18 protein-coding genes are annotated in these 17,808 nt (G+C 61.1%); 8 read left to right on the top strand and 10 right to left on the bottom strand.

Translation table 11 applies throughout. The annotated features are described in order from the left end of the window. Positions 1-140: 140 nt before the first annotated feature. The 10 genes from HGHM_RS14180 to HGHM_RS14135 all read right to left on the bottom strand — a co-directional run bounded on the left by HGHM_RS14180 (position 141) and on the right by HGHM_RS14135 (position 9,823). The gene (locus HGHM_RS14180; protein WP_026076042.1) at positions 141-2,441 is read right to left on the bottom strand and encodes a sensor histidine kinase; all 2,301 of its coding nucleotides are present in this window, start codon (positions 2,439-2,441) and stop codon (positions 141-143) included. Between the two features lie 2 nt (positions 2,442-2,443). After that, complete coding sequence (locus HGHM_RS14175; RefSeq protein ID WP_019142205.1) at positions 2,444-3,025, bottom strand: DUF4390 domain-containing protein; 582 nt, start codon at positions 3,023-3,025, stop codon at positions 2,444-2,446. A 149-nt stretch (positions 3,026-3,174) separates the two neighbouring features. Further along, complete coding sequence (rsmB, locus tag HGHM_RS14170; protein ID WP_026076041.1) at positions 3,175-4,485, bottom strand: 16S rRNA (cytosine(967)-C(5))-methyltransferase RsmB; 1,311 nt, start codon at positions 4,483-4,485, stop codon at positions 3,175-3,177. Between the two features lie 47 nt (positions 4,486-4,532). After that, positions 4,533-5,171, bottom strand: a complete 639-nt coding sequence (locus HGHM_RS14165; RefSeq protein ID WP_019142203.1) for a LysE family translocator — start codon at positions 5,169-5,171, stop codon at positions 4,533-4,535. A gap of 63 nt (positions 5,172-5,234) precedes the next feature. Beyond that, on the bottom strand, positions 5,235-6,071 hold the full coding sequence (locus tag HGHM_RS14160) for an alpha/beta hydrolase (protein ID WP_019142202.1): 837 nt from the start codon (positions 6,069-6,071) through the stop codon (positions 5,235-5,237). Beyond that, on the bottom strand, positions 6,068-6,415 hold the full coding sequence (locus tag HGHM_RS14155; protein WP_019142201.1) for a DUF1840 domain-containing protein: 348 nt from the start codon (positions 6,413-6,415) through the stop codon (positions 6,068-6,070). Before HGHM_RS14155 ends, HGHM_RS14160 begins: the two co-directional genes overlap by 4 nt. 129 nt (positions 6,416-6,544) lie before the next feature. After that, complete coding sequence (locus HGHM_RS14150; protein WP_034348531.1) at positions 6,545-7,078, bottom strand: hypothetical protein; 534 nt, start codon at positions 7,076-7,078, stop codon at positions 6,545-6,547. Positions 7,079-7,119: 41 nt separating this feature from the next. After that, the gene (locus tag HGHM_RS14145; RefSeq protein WP_019142199.1) at positions 7,120-8,058 is read right to left on the bottom strand and encodes a DMT family transporter; all 939 of its coding nucleotides are present in this window, start codon (positions 8,056-8,058) and stop codon (positions 7,120-7,122) included. Next, on the bottom strand, positions 8,058-9,581 hold the full coding sequence (locus tag HGHM_RS14140; RefSeq protein ID WP_019142198.1) for a YifB family Mg chelatase-like AAA ATPase: 1,524 nt from the start codon (positions 9,579-9,581) through the stop codon (positions 8,058-8,060). Before HGHM_RS14140 ends, HGHM_RS14145 begins: the two co-directional genes overlap by 1 nt. Next, positions 9,578-9,823, bottom strand: a complete 246-nt coding sequence (locus tag HGHM_RS14135) for an accessory factor UbiK family protein (protein WP_026076039.1) — start codon at positions 9,821-9,823, stop codon at positions 9,578-9,580. Before HGHM_RS14135 ends, HGHM_RS14140 begins: the two co-directional genes overlap by 4 nt. Positions 9,824-10,059: 236 nt before the next feature. Here HGHM_RS14135 and HGHM_RS14130 point away from each other — a divergent pair, with 236 nt between their 5' ends. The 8 genes from HGHM_RS14130 (at position 10,060) to ptsP (ending at position 17,764) form a co-directional block, all read left to right on the top strand. Further along, complete coding sequence (locus tag HGHM_RS14130) at positions 10,060-10,815, top strand: TorF family putative porin (RefSeq protein WP_019142196.1); 756 nt, start codon at positions 10,060-10,062, stop codon at positions 10,813-10,815. Between the two features lie 20 nt (positions 10,816-10,835). Continuing rightward, positions 10,836-11,174 (top strand): P-II family nitrogen regulator, encoded by a 339-nt coding sequence (locus HGHM_RS14125; RefSeq protein WP_019142195.1) that lies wholly within the window; start codon positions 10,836-10,838, stop codon positions 11,172-11,174. A gap of 11 nt (positions 11,175-11,185) precedes the next feature. Then, positions 11,186-12,718, top strand: a complete 1,533-nt coding sequence (locus HGHM_RS14120; RefSeq protein WP_019142194.1) for an ammonium transporter — start codon at positions 11,186-11,188, stop codon at positions 12,716-12,718. A gap of 264 nt (positions 12,719-12,982) precedes the next feature. Beyond that, positions 12,983-14,281 (top strand): glutamate--cysteine ligase, encoded by a 1,299-nt coding sequence (gene gshA / locus HGHM_RS14115; protein ID WP_019142193.1) that lies wholly within the window; start codon positions 12,983-12,985, stop codon positions 14,279-14,281. Between the two features lie 10 nt (positions 14,282-14,291). Further along, complete coding sequence (gene gshB, locus HGHM_RS14110) at positions 14,292-15,236, top strand: glutathione synthase (RefSeq protein ID WP_019142192.1); 945 nt, start codon at positions 14,292-14,294, stop codon at positions 15,234-15,236. 65 nt (positions 15,237-15,301) lie between these two features. After that, entirely contained in the window at positions 15,302-15,709 is a 408-nt protein-coding gene (locus tag HGHM_RS14105; protein ID WP_019142191.1) for a PTS sugar transporter subunit IIA, read from the top strand. A gap of 14 nt (positions 15,710-15,723) precedes the next feature. Beyond that, the gene (locus HGHM_RS14100; protein ID WP_019142190.1) at positions 15,724-15,993 is read left to right on the top strand and encodes an HPr family phosphocarrier protein; all 270 of its coding nucleotides are present in this window, start codon (positions 15,724-15,726) and stop codon (positions 15,991-15,993) included. Positions 15,994-16,012: 19 nt separating this feature from the next. Next, the gene (ptsP, locus tag HGHM_RS14095) at positions 16,013-17,764 is read left to right on the top strand and encodes a phosphoenolpyruvate--protein phosphotransferase (protein WP_019142189.1); all 1,752 of its coding nucleotides are present in this window, start codon (positions 16,013-16,015) and stop codon (positions 17,762-17,764) included. Positions 17,765-17,808: the final 44 nt, after the last annotated feature.

Raw genomic sequence — 17,808 nt, 5'->3', positions numbered from 1 at the left:
GGCCCTGACAGAGTGTGCTTGCAGGTACTGCACTGCTTGCAGGCGCAGAGATTGTTCACGGGAACCGCTGCGCACATTTTGTTAGACGCCCTTATCTTATAGGTGTCTGCCGCGATACAGGTGAATTGTTAAAATTCATTTCAATTTGGCGCTAACTTTAACAGCAAAATGGAGACTTTTGCGCCCCCTCCATTCGGCTGGTTATGCACATCGATGCGCCCGCCGTGCTCATCAATGATCTTTTTGACCATTGCGAGTCCCAGACCCGTGCCACGCGGCTTCGACGTGACATAGGGTTCGAATGCCCGAGCCAGGATTTTCGATGAAAATCCTGGCCCATTGTCGGCCACCGACAATCGTACCGCGATGCGGCGGCTGCCGTCGGATGCCTTGTAATGGATGGCTTCCGTCGTCACGTCGATCTGCGATGGCACGCCCGGGCGGTCGACAACCGCATCTTGCGCATTTTGCAAAAGGTTGTGGATCACCTGGCGCAGCTGGGTGGCGTCGCCCATGACCTGGGGCAAAGCCGGTTCCAGGTCGGCATGGATGATGCCGCCATCCTCGCCGCCCACATACAGATGCAGGATTTCCTCGACCAGTTCATTCAGGTTCAGGGGCGACAGTACCGCCGGCGGCGTTTTCGCGTAATTGCGGAAATCGTCGACCATGCGCTTCATGGCCGCGACCTGGTTCACGATCGTGCCTGTTCCCTTGGTCAGGATCGCCTGGTCCGGTCCTTCCAGCTTATCGACCAGTTTCATCTGCAGGCGTTCTGCCGATAGCTGGATCGGGGTCAGCGGATTCTTGATTTCATGCGCCAGGCGCCGCGCCACCTCTCCCCATGCAACGGATCGCTGGGCTGAAATCACGTCGGTAATGTCGTCGAACACCACCACATAGCCGGTATCGCTGGTGACCGGCAGGTAGGAGCCGCGTGCCAGCAGCGTAATGTTCTGCTGGTCCGGTTCGCTTCCATCGTGGCGCGGGACTTCTATCTGCTGCTGCCAGTGCAGGTTGCCGAGGTCGGCGTCGGCTGCGGCCAGTTGCGCGTGCTGGTCCGAGAAGGCCGTGATGACGGCATTGGCCAGTGCATCCAGGCCTTCGATCTCTCCGAGCGGCTTGCCGATATGCGCATCGAAATCACGCTGCAGGATGCGCTCGACCGATTCATTGCAGGTGATCAGCCGGAACTGGCCATCGAGCACCATCACGCCTGCCGACATGTTGGCAAGAACCGATTCGAGATAGGCTTTTGCGTTTTCCAGTTCAGCCCGGTTCTTCTCGACCGAGGCGCGTGCCTCCGACAGTTGGCGGGTCATCACGTTGAATGACTGGGTCAGGGTGCCAAGCTCGTCCGTGGTTGCGACGATGGGGCGCGGCGAGAGATTGCCCTCGGCAACCGCCTTGGTGCCTTCCGCCAGCAGCAGCAGCGGCTTGGCCAGGTCGCCGGCAATCAGGAAGGCGGCGGTGATGGAACCGAAAATCGCCAGCAGCAGCGTCAGGGTCAAGGTCACGATGTAGATCTTGCGCAGGCCGGTGCGCGCCACCGAGCGTTCCTGGTAATCGCTGTAGGCGACCCGCAAAGCTTCGGCATTGACTGCCAGATGGGGCGGTACCGGCTGCAGCAACTGCAGGAAGCGGGCTTCCCTGTGAAAGGCGAGGACATTGTCGGAACCCGGGATCTGTACCACCGCGCGCAGGCGCAGCCCGCCGGAAGGGTCGGCCGGCACCGCGTCCGACCTTGAGGACTTGCGGGATTGCGCATTGCCCGACGCGCTTTCTTCATTCTCGCTGCCTTCGATCGCATAGTAGCCGCGCGACATGCGGGCCTGGCGCAGCATGCTTGCCGTCGGAAGGTCGGGTACCAGGTTGCCGAGCCGGCCGCCGGCGCTGGCAATCACCTGGCCGGTAGCGGTCACGATGACCGCTTCCTGCGTCTGGTTCTGGTCGTGCAGCCGGGACAGCTGAGTGACTTGCGCCGAGTCAGAGAGTTCGGACAATTCCAGCGCGATGCCTCGTGCCTGGGCGCTCAGGTCCGCCAGCGATGCGTCGAGCGCGGTACGCCCCAGCCTGAGACCGGATTCGAGCGCGGCTTCGACATGCACGTCGAACCAGGATTCGATCGAGCGCGACACGAACTGCACCGAGACGGTATAGATGATGATGCCCGGCAGGATGCCTATCGTGGCAAACAGCAGCACCAGCCGCGCCATCAGGCGCGAACCGAACTCGCGCCGCCGGTAGCGCTTGAACAGGCGCGTGAGCAGAAGCGATACCAGGAACAGCAAGGCCACGGCTGCGAGCGCGTTCAAGCCCAGCAGCCACGGATAATGCTGATCGAAAAAGATGGAGTTTTCTGCTGCAGAGGCCAGCAGGAACAGCAGGATGCTGACAACCGCGCCACCGACGACCAGGAAATAACGCAACAAGCGCGACACTGCTATTCGGCCCTATATATGAATTGCTCCCAATCGGATGAAAAGCGCCAGTCGCTGTTGTTCAATGCATTGACCTGAAACGGCTTGCTCAGGCGGGCAACGTCGAGCCCCATGCGGACCGCGACATTGTAAAGCTGCCCCGTCTTGAGTTCGCCCTTTTCCGCGACGATCCAGCGCGCCGGTCGCCGCAACAGCGACAGGGCATCTTCCAGGGAGCCGAAACTTTGCTGCGGGCGGCCATTGATCGAGACATGATACTGGTGCGTCAGGGCATTGTGGGAGATGCGCATGGTTTGCGAGGTGCTGACAGCCCTCTCGTCAAACCAATACCAGCGTGGGCGCGTGATTTCAACCTCGGTGGTGAAATACAGGGGAACCCCCCGGTTCAGGGCATCTTCCAGGCCGCGGTTCAATTCGAAGGATGCCGCCAGCGCCAGCCTGTAGCCTTCGTCCGTGCGCTCGATTTGCGCCTGCGTGATTTCGATGCCTTCCGCCGCTTGGACTGGCAGCATGACAAATGACAATACCAGCAGCAACGTTGCAGCCAGCCAGCGCAGCGGAAAGTAAAGAGAAGCGGGCGTCACTCTGTTGCAGGATGAGAAATTATTGTTTTCTTAAGAGCGTCGAACAAAATGCCGGCAGATACAGTGTCCTCTTGCCGTACGTCATTTATTCTCTTGGCGCCGCGCGCGACACGCATTCGGGCTGGACAGCCTTCATTTTGTTGGACGCTCTAGGCTTTTTGGAACAGCGCGTAAAACAAGCCGTCATGATCTCGTTCGACCCTCGCTGTCGGCAACAGCTGGCCGGGCGCCGGCAGTCGTACGGCATGGTTGCGTGCCGCAAAAGCAGCTGCCTGCAATTCCGACTCTTGGGGCCAGAGCGAGCATGTCACAAGCAGCAATTTACCATTGGGGTGCAGCATCTGCCAAAGGTTGTCGAGAATTCGGGCCGAAACTGTTGCAAGCTGAGCAGCATCGTCCTCCCGCCGCAGCCAGCGGATGTCGGGATGGCGGCGGACGATGCCCGAAGCCGTGCAAGGAACGTCGGCCAGGATGCGGTCGAAGGGCTTGCCATCCCACCAATCCCGCTCACCCGCATCGCCGGAACGCAGCGTGGCGTCAAGCTGCAGACGCTGCAGGTTCTCCTCGACACGCGACAGGCGTTTGGGATCGCTGTCGAGCGCGAGCAAGTCGATATCGGCGGACTCCAGAATATGGCCGGTCTTGCCGCCGGGGGCGGCACAGGCATCCAGTACCCGCATGCCGTCCCGCAGGTCGAGCAATGGTGCTGCCAGTTGCGCAGCGGCATCCTGCACGGACGCCAAGCCTTCATCGAAGCCGGGGATCTGGCTTACCGGAACCGGCCTGGAAAGGCGTACTGCATATTCGCCGATGCGGCTTGCCGCCATGCTCTGCGTTGTCAGGCGTTCAAGATAGTCGTCCACCGTGGTCTTGCGGCGGTTGATGCGCAGGGTCAGCGGTGGCTGGCCATTGCCAACCTCCAGGATGGATTCCCAGTCCCGCGGGTATGCCGACTTCACGGCGGCGATCCACCATGCCGGGTAGTTCCAGCGCGCTTCCGGCTGTTTCAGCGCTTTCTGCATTAGGGGATCGCGCTCGCGCAGGAACCGCCGCAACACTGCATTGACCATCCCCTTGGCATGCGCGATTGCGGGATCTGCCGCGGCCGCCGTCACCGCCTGGTCCACGATGATGAAGGCTTCATATGGTGCTTCTTCCTCCATATGACCGGATGCCGAAATCAGGGCCAGTGAAGCGCGCAGCAAACCCTGCAGCTTCGGCGCCGGCGGCGTCTTTTTCGCGAGCAGCCTCAGCAGGGCATCGGCAAGGCCGAGCCGACGCATGGTCCGGTAGGAGATGTCCTGGATGGCACCACGCGCTGGAGCCGGGGCCTGGATGTCGTCGAATACCTGTGCCAGCGCCTGCGGCAAGGCAGTACCGGCGCTCACTCTGGCGACGGCTTGCGCTGCGCCAGACAGGCTGTATGCGAGGGAATCGGGTTTTAATTGTAGTCTTGGCACGATGCGTTTTTCACAAGCCGCTTTTCTTGGGGCGAAAAGCGAAGGGATCAGTTCCTAGCAAGCGCCAGCCTTATTCCGAGCGCGATAAAGGCGGTGCCGACGATACGCTGCAGCCATGTCCGGACCTGCCGATTTTGGCGGGCTTTTCTTGCCAGTGTGCCGGCAAGAAAAGCGGTGCTGCTGTTCCAGCACATGGTGATTGCTGCGAATACAAGGCCAAGCATCAGAAAGGCTGCGGTTTTTTCGGAAGAGTCTGCCCGGACAAACTGGGGAAGGAAGGCAAGGACAAACAGGATGACTTTCGGATTCAACACATTGGTCAAGATTGCCTGCCAAAAGATTTTTTGCAGCGAGCGGGTTTGGGCAGCAGGCACTTGACCGGCCGCCTGATCTGGCCTGGCTAGCAACATGCGCACTCCGAGGTAGATCAGATAGGTGCCGCCTGCCAGCTTGATGGCCATGAAAGCAGTGGCCGATGCCGCCAGCAGCGCACTCAAGCCGAGAGCGGACGCAAGCGCATGGATGCAGCAACCGACGGAAATTCCCAGCGCAGACACGAGGCCGGCGTTGCGGCCCTGCGCGATGCTGCGGCCAATGATGTACGCGGTATCCGGTCCGGGTGTTGCATTCAGCAGCAGGACTGCCAGGCAAAACAGGCCAAAGTCGGAAATGCCGAAGAGATTCATGGGGTGGTGATTCGAAAAAAGACCTGATTGTAGCGTCTGTCTCGGCAGCCTATTTTCAGCAGCCTACTTTATGCAGTCGTCCAGCCAGTTGCCGACATCCGCAAACACCCGCGCTGCTTCGGCTTCATTGAATACTTCATGATAGAAGTCTTGGTACCAGTGCAATCTGCCGATGCCCGGCACGAGCTTCGCAAAGAATTCCCTGCTGCCGCGGGGGTCGACAAGATGGTCATCCCCTGCCACCACCATCAGGGTGGGCACCGACAGGCTGGATGCATGGGTATGGGAAAAGTCCATGGCATTCAGCATGGCGGTGAGCAGACGCGCCGAAATCTTGCCGTGCACTAGCGGATCATTTCGGTAGGCATTGATGACATCCCGCCGATGGGAAAGGTAGTCCACCTGCAAACCGTTGGGCAGAGGCAGGCCCGGCGCTACGCCAAGCATCAGCTTGAGCAGCGTTCTTTGCGCGCCGGAGAGCCGGACGGCCAATGCCGGGGAGGACAGGATCAAGCCACGCAGTGGCGACAGCTGTGCCGTTGCAAAGCGCGCCGCGAACAGGCCTCCCATGCTGTGCCCGAGCAGGAGCGGTGGCGTGGGCAATTGCCTGGCGAATTCATCGAGCACGATCTTGGCATCGGTCAGCAACGTACCCTGATGCGGCGCATCGCCGCGCTTGCCGCCGGAGCGACCATGGCCGCGATGATCATAGGCGCGCACCGACCAGCCGCGGGCATGGAAGAAGCGCGCCACATGGGCATAACGCCCGCAATGCTCGCCCAGTCCATGCATCAGCAGGATGCCGCCCCGAAAGGCATGGGTGGCGTCGGCCGGCCAATCCGTCACGAACAGCGGCGTGTCGTCGCTGCCGGCCAGCAGCGACTCGCGTGGCGCATTCAATATACTCCCCAGGTCACGTCATTGCCGCCTTTCTTTGCGGCACGCAGCATTTCCAGCAAGGGATAGGCTCGGGTAGCAAAGGAAACGAACTGAATCTGCTCATGCTCGTTGTCGTCGCCGTCTTCCCCGTGGTGCGCCTTGACGTCCTGTTCGACTTCATCCGTCACCGGATGCCGTTTGCATTCGGCAATTTCCCGTTCCAGCGTTTCGATTGCATGCGGGGCTTCGGCAGCGGTGATGACGCCCATCTTCACATCCTTGTTCAGCAGGTCAAGAATGCGCTTGGCATGTTCTTCATACATCATCACTTCGGCGGCGGCCTTGGACTTGAACCTTACTAACATGGAGCCTCCAAATGGTAAGCGGGCATGAAATGCCGGAATTTCATGTTTTCATTTTATACGCCCTCGCCCGTCGGCTCTTGTCCCGGCTGCGGAATGGCTTGCACGGACACGCGATGGTGTCCGCCGGCCTTACCCCGGCTTAAAGGAGGACAGAAAAGTATCGACCGCTTCGCGCGAGACCGCCTTTTCCTTGCCGACCGCGACCAGTTGGTAGACGCGCCTGTCCTTGGCAACGAGGCGGGCAAACATCAGCCTGGTCTCGCTTTCCGGCGCCGAGCCTGGCCGTCCTACGGCTTCCATGTCGGTCGTGATGAGTCCAGGCACGGCGGTCGTGCTTTCGTTCCTGACAGCGCCGCCGACATTCTTCACAAGTGCAGATTTCATCGCAGCAAGCGCGCGCTGCGCCGCGGCGGCATCCGGCAATTCCGTGGAGCCCACTGCGTAGGTGACATCCTCGGCCTCCGCCGCCGTCATTGTCAGCGTCATGTGCAGGCCGTCGAGTTCGACCGGGCGCGATGCCGAGGTGGGCTTGGCCGGCAGCAGGACGGTGTAGGGAACATTGGTGCCGCGCACTTCGCGCCAGTCGAGCTTGGGGCTGCAGGCACACAGAAGGAGTGCGGCGCAAAGGGGTACTGCGATTGCAGATAAAGATACTTTTGGCATGATCAGGATGGTAACAGGGCGGACGGCACCTGTCTGTCGGCTTACGCAGCGCGAAATATCCGGACGCCCAGGATGACGCCTGCGCACAGCAGGACGATGCCGGCCAGAACCGGCAATGCCGGCACGGTGCCGCGCCAGAGAAAGGCATACAACAGGGCCGACAGGGTCTCGAACACGATCAGCTGTCCGGCGAGTGAAGTCGGTAGCCGCTGGCTTGCCTGATTCCAGAGCAGGGTACCCATCCAGGATGCGCACAGGCCCAGCGTCAGCATCAGCCCGATGAACAAGCCTGGACTTGGCCCGAGGGGAAACGCATAGCCGCTCCCGGACAGGTGGACATAGAGTCCGTATGCCACGAATCCGAGCAAGGCCAGGGGCAAGGTCGTCAGGCCTTGCGCGGTTGCCCAGGTCGAGGACCGGATGTGCGGATGCTGTTTCAAATGCCGCGCATTCATGATGGGATACCAGGTCCAGGCAGCGACTGCGCCCAGGGCAATCACGCACCCGGCGGCATATTCGCGCGGCGAGCGACGACCATCGAGATGCGCCAGCTCGCTGACATTGACCAGCATGATCCCAATGAAAATGATGAGCAGCGAAGGCAGCAGCCGTTTCCATGCGATCGCTTCCGAGGGATGGCCCGGCGCCCAGTTGGAGCAAAAGGAAATCACGACAGGCAGGGTGCCGATCAGCATGGTCGGCAAGGGCGCATCGGCCAGCTGGATCGCGGTGGCCAGTGCGGCGTAGTACAGGATATTGCCCACCATCGACAGCTTGAATGCGGCGATCCAGTCTGCCTTGGTAAGGGTAGCGATCCGGCGCCGGTCCAGGTAGGCCGGAACCAGTGCAATCAGGCCGAAGCCCGCATAGCGTCCGAAGGACAAGACCAGGCCCGGATACTCTGCGAGGATCAGGGGCGTCACGAAGACCAGCCCCCAGAGCAGGCCGGCGCCGAGGGCGCACAGGAAACCGACCAGCATCAGTGTTCGCGCAGCGCCCGGCGGTACTGGATGGCTTCGGCTACATGCGCCTGGCCGACGCCTGGCGCGGCGGCGAGATCGGCAATGGTGCGCGCCACCTTCAGCACGCGGTGGTAGGCGCGCGCCGACCAGTTCAGCCTGGTCATCGCGGTGCGCAGCAATTGCTCGCCTGAGGCATCCGGCTTGCAGTGGTCATCGATCTCCGCCGGGGACAGGGCATGATTGGCCTTGCCCTGGCGTTCGCGCTGTCTTTCGTGCGCGCGTTCGACCCGCTGTGCGATCGATTGCGACGCTTCGCCGTCTGCCTGCTTCAGTAATTCCTCATGCGGCAGCGCGCCGACTTGGATCTGCATGTCGATGCGGTCGAGCAGCGGCCCCGAAATCCTGTCCTGATAGCGCGCGATCGCATCCGGCGTGCAGCGGCATTTGTTCGAATGGTGGCCGAGATAACCGCAGGGGCAGGGATTCATGGCGGCGATCAGCTGGAAGCGGGCCGGGAAATCCGCCTGCCGCGCTGCGCGCGAAATCGTGATCTGCCCGGACTCCAGCGGCTCGCGCAAGACTTCCAGCACCTTGCGGTCGAACTCCGGCAATTCATCGAGAAACAGCACGCCACGATGTGCGAGCGAGATCTCGCCGGGGCGAGGCGTGCCGCCGCCGCCGACCAGTGCCACGCCGGAGGCGGTATGGTGGGGCGCACGATACGGCCGCGTCTTCCAGCGTGTCATTGAAAAGCCGCTGGTGAGCGATTGCACGGCCGCCGATTCCAGTGCTTCCTCATCCGTCATCGACGGCAGGATGCCGGGGAAGCGCGCCGCCAGCATCGACTTGCCGGTGCCAGGCGGGCCGACCATCAGGAGGCTATGGCCGCCAGCCGCCGCCACTTCGAGCGCTCGCTTGGCCTGGGCCTGGCCTTTGACTTCGGCAAAATCCGGATACTGCGGCCGCACTACATCAGCGGACGGGCGGTGCCGGTTCAGTTTCGCATCGTTGTCGGTCGCTGCGAAATGCGCGCAGACCTGCAGCAGCGAATCGGCGGGGAAGATGGCGGCATCCTTCACCAGCGCAGCTTCGTCGGCATTCGCGCGCGGCAGGATGAATGCACGCTGGCGACCGGAAGCGTCGGCGGCGCGGTGCATCGCATAGGTCATCGCCAGCGCGCCGCGGATCGGACGCAGTTCGCCCGACAGCGACAGCTCGCCCGCGAACTCGTAGCGGTCGAAGTCATCCGCCGGTATCTGGCCGGAAGCCGCCAGGATGCCGAGTGCAATCGGCAGGTCGAAACGTCCGGATTCCTTCGGCAGATCGGCAGGCGCTAGGTTGACGGTAATGCGGCGTGCCGGGAATTCGAAGCGCGCATTCTGCAATGCGGCTCGCACGCGGTCCTTGGATTCCTTGACCTCGGTCTCGGGCAAGCCGACGATGGTGAAGGAAGGCAGGCCATTGGCCAGGTGCACCTCGACCGTGACTTCCGGCGCATGCGTGCCTTCCAGCGCCCGGCTTTTCAGGACCGCCAGGCTCATTGCCTGGTCTTCAGCTGCGCTTCGAGTTCCGCCACCCGCTGTTCCAGCATCTCCAGCCGGGCACGGGTCTTCGCCAGCACCTGCATCTGCACGTCGAATTCCTCGCGCGTGACCAGGTCCAGCTTGGAGAAGCCCTGGTTCAGCATGGCCTTGACGTTTTTCTCGATGTCCTTGGCAGGCGAGTTTTCCAGAGCCTGATTGATCTTGGCTTGCAGATCGTTAAAAAAGTTGGTTCTGTCCATGATGTTCCTCAAGATAACTGGCTCCGCGATGGTGCGATTCATCGCATCGGCGCTTCATTATGGTGCGGGGTTGAAAGTGTGGTGCGCAACTTAGGGGAGTGCACCGGATTGATGCCAAGTTTAATCGCAAAATCCCCGCTATTCATGCATGCAAGGCATGGCATAAGTCCTGCTAAGTAGTTGGAAAAAAGCAACCGAATGCTTTTTTATTCTAACAACCACCACAGGGAACCGCCATGAAAAAACTGATTCTTGCTGCTGCTGTATGTGCTTGTGCTGCGTTTGCGTCTTCCGTTCATGCGCAACAAGCCGAACCCGCACCGGAGCACTCCTTTACCGGCAACCTGACGGTGGCGAGTGATTACCGCTTCCGCGGCATTTCGCAGACGTTCAACAAGCCTGCGGTGCAGGGCGGCTTCGATTATGCGCACAGCAGCGGATTCTATGTCGGCAACTGGAACTCGAATGTCAGCGGCAACCAGTTCCCGGATGGCGCAAGCATCGAGATGGATCTGTATGGCGGCTACAAGTTTACTCCGCTGCAGGACATGACGGCCGACGTTGGCGTCCTTCGCTACTACTATCCGGGCGCGAGCATCGGCGGCAGGAATGCCAACGCGACGGAAGTCTACGTCGGCGCCGCCTACAAATGGTTCTCCGCCAAGTACAGCCACGGCGTCAGCGACAACTATTTCGGCATTGCGGATGCGAAGGGATCCTACTACCTCGATCTGAATGCGAACTTCGAGGTCGCCGACAAGACTGTCCTGGGCTTTCACGCGGGACGGCAGAAGTTCAGGCACGCCGGTGATCTCGACTACACCGACTTCAAGGTCGGGATCTCGCGCGACTTCGGCTTTGCCACACTCGGCCTGGCCGTAGTCGGCTCCAATGCCGACGAGGCGCTCTATACCTATTCCAATGCAAGCGGGACGGAATCGAAGGACGTGAGCAAGACGACCGCGGTCCTGTCAATCTCGAAAACTTTCTGAAATACCCGAAAGAGGCTGATATGAAACTCATCACTGCAATCATCAAACCGTTCAAGCTGGACGAAGTGCGCGAAGCGCTGTCGGCAATCGGCGTGCAGGGCATTACCGTGACAGAAGTGAAAGGCTTTGGCCGGCAGAAAGGGCATACCGAGTTGTACCGCGGTGCCGAGTACGTGGTCGATTTTCTGCCCAAGACAAAGATCGAGGCGGCAGTCGACGACGCCATCGTGGAGCGGGCGATCGAGGCAATCGAAGGCTCCGCACGCACCGGCAAGATCGGGGACGGCAAGATTTTTGTTTATGACCTGGAGCAGGTGGTGCGGATTCGCACCGGCGAAACCGGCATGGATGCACTCTGAGGAGAAATGAAATGAAAAAACTTTTTGCCAGCATCGTTGCCACCGGCACCTTGCTGTTTACGCTGGGTTTCGCGCACCCCGTTCTTGCTGCTGATACTGCATCTGCTCCGGCCGCGACAGCCGTTGCCGCCGACACGGCGTCCTCGCCTGCTGCGCCGGCAGCGACTGCTTCGGTAGCAGCGCCGGCACCAGCCGCCACCGCTTCCGAACCTGCTCCTGCGGCCGCGGCACCGGTGCCCAACAAGGGCGATACCGCCTGGATGATGGTGGCAACAGTGCTCGTGATCCTGATGACGATTCCCGGCCTCGCGCTGTTCTATGGCGGCCTGGTGCGTTCGAAGAATATGCTCTCGATGCTGATGCAGGTCTTCATGATCTTCTCGCTGATCGTGGTGCTGTGGTGCATATACGGATACTCGCTGGCCTTTACCGAGGGCGGCAGCTTCATCGGCTCGTTCGACCGGCTGTTCCTGAAAGGGATCACGCCCGACTCCACCGGCGCGACCTTCAGCAAGGGCGTGGTGATTCCGGAATATGTGTTCGTAGCCTTCCAGGCGACGTTCGCCGCCATCACCTGCGGCCTGATCGTCGGCGCCTTCGCAGAGCGCATCAAGTTTTCGGCCGTGCTGCTGTTCATTGCCCTGTGGTTCACCTTTGGCTACCTGCCGATCGCGCACATGGTCTGGTTCTGGCCCGGTCCTGACGCCTTCACCGACGCGGCTGCGGCCGAAAAGGCAACTGCGGCTGCCGGCTGGTTGTTCCAGAAAGGCGCGCTTGATTTCGCCGGCGGCACCGTCGTCCATATCAATGCTGCAGTGGCGGGCCTTGTGGGCGCCTATGTGATCGGCAAGCGTATCGGTTATGGCCGCGAGTCGATGGCGCCGCATTCCCTGACCCTGACCATGGTCGGCGCATCGCTGCTGTGGGTGGGCTGGTTCGGCTTCAATGCGGGTTCCGCACTGGAAGCCGGCGGCACCGCCGCGCTCGCCTTCGTCAACACGCTGCTGGCGACTGCCACTGCCACCCTGTCCTGGTCGTTCGGCGAGTGGATGGGCAAGGGCAAGCCTTCGATGCTGGGCGCAGCTTCCGGCGCCGTTGCCGGACTGGTTGCGATCACGCCTGCCGCCGGCTTCGTCGGCCCCATGGGGGCGCTCGCCATCGGCCTGCTGGCCGGCCTCATCTGCCTGTGGGGCGTGAATGGCTTGAAGCGCCTGCTCGGCGCCGACGACTCGCTCGACGTGTTCGGCGTGCACGGCGTGGGCGGCATCCTGGGTGCATTGCTGACTGGCGTGTTCGCGGCTCCCTCCCTGGGTGGCTCCGGCATCTACGACTATGTGGCCAACAAGGTCTCTCCCGACTACTCCATCGCCGGCCAGGTATGGATCCAGTTGCAGGGCGTGCTGACCACCATCGTCTGGTCCGGTGTGGTGGCTTTCGTGGCCTACAAGGTGGTCGACCTGATCCTCGGATTGCGCGTGCCGGAAGAACAGGAGCGCGAGGGGCTGGACGTCACCAGCCATGGCGAATCCGCCTACCATTTGTAAGCATCCGGGCGCTTCACCGCGCCGGCTTTGCCAGGGCGCTTCCGATTGGAAGCGCCTTTTCTTTTCTGCCTTTAAAAATCCCCGATCCGCCCCCATCTGCTGCGCTTGAAGCAATCGTTTCATGGCTGCATGCGTTTGCATTCCGCCAATCATGAGAGGTTGCCGGCGCATCCGATTCGCTCGCCATGCCCGGCGCAAATCGGGGATTCCCGTTAGAATCAGCGTCAGCCGCCCTTGCTTAATTGATTAGATGTGAAGGTTCATATGGTGCCGCACCTTGTCACGGCCTTGAATGGCCCCCTGCTCGACCTTGAAAAGAAAATCCTGGATGCGACGCCCGCGATCGAGCGCTGGTTTCGCCTGGAATGGCAGGAGCACACTCCGCCATTCTATTGTTCGGTGGACTTGCGCAATGCCGGCTTCAAGCTGGCGCCGGTCGATACCAACCTGTTCCCTGGCGGTTTCAACAACCTGTCGCCCGAAATGCTGCCGCTGGCAGTTCAGGCGGCGATGGCAGCCATCGAAAAATACTGTCCTGACGCCAGAAACCTGCTGCTGATCCCGGAGCGCCATACCCGCAACACTTTCTATCTGCAAAACGTTGCGCGCCTGACGCAGATCTTCCGCCAGACCGGCTTGAACGTGCGGCTGGGCTCGCTTTCGGAAGAAGTGAAGGAGCCGACGCCGGTCGAATTGCCGGATGGAACAACCATCCTGCTGGAGCCCCTGGAACGCTCATCGAACGGCCGCCGGCTCGGCTTGAAGAACTTCGATCCATGCACGATCCTGCTGAACAACGACCTGTCGTCCGGCATTCCGCCCATCCTCGAGAATCTGCATGAACAGAATCTGCTGCCGCCGCTGCATGCCGGCTGGACGGTGCGGCGCAAGACCAATCACTTCGCAGCCTATGATGAAGTGATCAAGAAATTTGCAAAGCTGATCGACGTCGATCAGTGGATGCTGAATCCGTACTTCGCCAAGTGCGGCGAGATCAATTTCCATGAGCGCACCGGCGAAGATTGTCTGGCGAGCGCAGTCGATGCCGTGCTGGCCAAGATTCGCAAGAAGTACCGGGAATACGGCATCAAGGAAACGCCTTTCGTGATCGTGAAGGCCGATGCCGGCACTTATGGCATGGGCATCATGACGGTGCGCGATGCGAGCGAGGTGAAGGACCTCAACCGCAAGCAGCGCAACAAGATGGCGGTGGTCAAGGAAGGCCTGGAAGTCAGCGACGTGATCATCCAGGAAGGCGTGCATACCTACGAGCGCATCAACGATGCGGTGGCCGAGCCGGTGGTGTACATGATCGACCGCTATGTGGTGGGCGGCTTCTACCGGGTGCATGCGGAGCGCGGCGTCGACGAGAACCTGAACTCGCCGGGCGCGCATTTCGTGCCGCTGGCGTTTGCGCAGCAGCATGCCTTGCCCGACCCGCAGGCCAAACCCGGCACTGCCGCGCCGAACCGCTTCTACATGTATGGCGTGGTGGCGCGCCTGGCGCTTCTGGCGGCTTCGCTCGAGCTGGAAAAGACCGATCCCAATCCGGAAATCTATTGACAGGTCCAGCATGAAATTCGCCTTCCTCGCCGATCCGCTGGACAGCTTCAAGATTTACAAGGACACGACTTACGCCATGATGGCCGAAGCCGCAGGGCGCGGCCACGCGATCTATGCCTTCGAACAGAAGGACATGGCGTTCGAGGTCGATAACGTCGTCGCCCATGTCGCCCGGATCACCCTGACCGGCGATGCGAAGGACTGGTACCGCGCCGATCCGCCGGCACGGATGCACCTGTCGGAATTCGATGCCGTCATGGTGCGCAAGGATCCGCCCTTCGACATGGAATACATCTACGCCACCTACCTGCTGGAAATGGCGGAACGACAAGGGGCGCGCATATTTAACAAGCCGGAAGCGATTCGTACCCACAATGAAAAGGCGGCGATCGCGCAGTTTTCCCAGTTCACTGCGCCGACGCTGATTGCCAGCGATGCGGCCCGGCTGCGCGCCTTCCATCAGCAGCACCGCGACGTCATCCTGAAACCGCTGGACGGCATGGGCGGCGCCGGGATTTTCCGGGTGAAGGAAGACGGCCTGAACCTCGGTTCCATCATCGAGACCCTGACCGCCAATGGCACCCGTACCATCATGGCACAGCGCTTCATTCCTGAAATCAGCGCGGGCGACAAGCGCGTTCTGCTGATCGATGGCGAGGTCGTACCGTTCTGCCTGGCGCGCATCCCGCAGGGCAATGAAGTGCGCGGCAACCTGGCGGTCGGCGGACGCGGCGTGGCGCAGCCGATCTCCGCGCGGGACAGGGAAATCGGCGAAACGCTCGGCCCCATACTTTCCCAGCGCGGTTTGTTGCTGGTAGGATTGGATGTGATCGGGGATTGCCTGACTGAAATCAATGTCACGAGTCCTACCTGTTTCCAGGAAATCAAGCAGCAAACCGGCTTTGATGTCGCGGCCAAGTTTATTGACGCGCTCGAAAAGGCGGCACGGCAGTAAAAATACAATAAAGGCCATGGGCATGATGCGCATGGCAGGCGCTCCAGCTCGATAACGCAAACACCATGGTTGGTATCCTACTTCTGACGCATGCGCCTTTAGGCAATGCCTTCATCGAGGCGGCTGCCCATGTCTTTCGCGGGCGGCCGGAGCGGCTGGAGGCGATCGACGTCAGTGCCGATCAGGATCCGGCGCAAGTCAATGAGCTGGCCAGGGCGGCCATCAGCCGCATCGACGACGGCTCCGGCGTGCTCGTCATCACCGATGTGATGGGCGGCACCCCCTCAAATTGCACGCGCCGTCTTTCGGACCCGGGCTGCGTCGAAGTCATCGCGGGCATCAGCCTGCCGATGTTGCTGCGCGCGCTGACCTATCGCCACGACACTCTGGATGTGGTGGTCGAGATGGCGCTGGCGGGTGGACAAAGCGGCGCGGTTCGTGTCGATCCCCGCATTCGCCTCTCTCCCAATTAAATCCGTCAATAAAAATGATTCAACAGGAAATCGAGATCATCAACAAGCTGGGATTGCATGCGCGCGCCTCTGCCAAGCTGACGCAGCTCGCTGCGAAATTCAAGAGTGAGGTCTGGCTCGCGCGCAACAACAGGCGGGTCAATGCCAAATCCATCATGGGCGTGATGATGCTGGCAGCGGGCAAGGGCGCAACCGTCACGCTGGAGGCCGACGGTGTCGATGAGCAGGAATGTTTCAATGCGCTGGTAGCCTTGATCAATGACAGGTTTGGGGAAAACGAGTAGCTTGTTCCGGCATTGATATATGGCCTCCTTCACCCTCCACGGTATTCCAGTTTCGCGCGGCATCGCGATCGGCCGCGCGCACCTGCTTGCGCCGGCCGCGCTCGACGTCAAGCATTACCTGATCCCGCAGGAACAGGTCGAGGCGGAAGTGCAGCGCCTGCAGAAGGCGATCGCCACCGTGCACTGGGAACTGCAAACCCTGTGGAGCGAGCTGCCCAAGGATTCGCCCGCAGAGCTTGGCGCCTTCATCGATGTGCATGCGCTGATCCTGTCGGATCCGATGATCGCCGAAGTGCCGCTGGAAATCATCCGCACCCGCCAATACAACGCGGAATGGGCACTGGTCACGCAGATCGAGGAATTGTCCGCGCAATTCGACGAAATCGAGGATCCCTATCTTCGCGAGCGCAAGGCAGATATCCAGCAGGTCGGCGAACGGGTGCTCAAGGTTTTGACCGGCAGCGCCAGTTCCCTGCCTGTGCTGGGCGGATCGGATGACGGCGTCCGGCACCTGATCGTGGTCGCGCATGACATTTCACCGGCCGATATGCTGCAGTTCCGGGACCGCGCCTTCGGCGGGTTCGTGACCGATGTCGGCGGCCAGAATTCGCATACCGCCATCGTGGCGCGCAGCCTGGACATCCCGGCCGTGCTCGGCATGTACAAGGCATCCACCCTGATCCAGCAGGACGACTGGCTGATCGTGGATGGCGATGCCGGCGTGGTGATCGTCGATCCCACCCCGACCGTGCTGGCCCAATACCGGGAGCGGCAGGCGCAGCTGGTCCGCGAGCGCAAGAAGCTCGCCAAGCTGAAGAAGACCCCGGCCGTCACCCGCGATGGCACGTCCATCGAGTTGCTTGCCAATATCGAGTTGCCGGAAGACTGCCCATCGGCATTGGAAGCGGGTGCTGTCGGCATCGGATTGTTCCGGACCGAATTCTTGTTCATGGGGCGCGCCGGCTACCTCATGCAATTGCCTTCCGAGGATGAGCAGTTCGAGTCGTACCGCAAGGCGGTCCGGTCGATGAAGGGTTTGCCGGTGACGATACGCACGCTCGATATCGGTGCCGACAAGCCGCTCGATGCCGCCGAGCAGACGGCGCTCAATCCTGCGCTCGGCCTGCGCGCCATCCGCTATTGCCTTGCCGAGCCGCAGATGTTCCTGACGCAATTGCGCGCCATCCTGCGCGCTTCTGCATATGGGCCGATTAAGCTGCTGATACCCATGCTTGCGCATGCCTTCGAGATTGAACAGACGCTTTCCCTGATCGAACTGGCAAAACAGCAACTGCGCGAAGCCAACAGGAAATTCGATCCCGCCCTGCAGGTCGGCGCCATGATTGAAATTCCGGCTGCTGCGCTGACGCTGCCCCTGTTCGTCAAGCGCATGAATTTCCTGTCGATCGGCACCAACGACCTGATCCAGTACACCCTCGCGGTCGACCGCGTCGATCGCGATGTGGCGCATCTGTACAATCCCCTGCACCCGGCGGTGCTGCACCTGCTGTTCAATACAATCTCGGTCGGCGCCAAGTCCGGCGTTCCGGTTGCAGTGTGCGGCGAGATGGCAGGTGATCCAAGACTGACTCGCCTCTTGCTCGGCATGGGCTTGCGCGAATTTTCCATGCATCCGACCCAGCTGCTCTCGGTCAAGCAGGAAATCCTGAACAGCGATCTTGGCAAGCTCACGCCGCAGGTCAAGAAGATTCTGCGCACTTTCGAGCCCGCAGCGATTGCCGAGGCGGTCCGCCTGCTGGGCAAGGAGTGATTGCCGGTCGGGTTTGACGGCGTGGAGTGACTTGGTTATTCTTA

It is taken from the genome of Noviherbaspirillum massiliense JC206, from assembly GCF_000312045.1.
GTDB classification, from domain to species: Bacteria; Pseudomonadota; Gammaproteobacteria; order Burkholderiales; family Burkholderiaceae_D; genus Noviherbaspirillum; species Noviherbaspirillum massiliense.
Note: the sequence above shows the minus strand (reverse complement) of the source record. Positions and strands in the feature narration are given on the sequence as shown.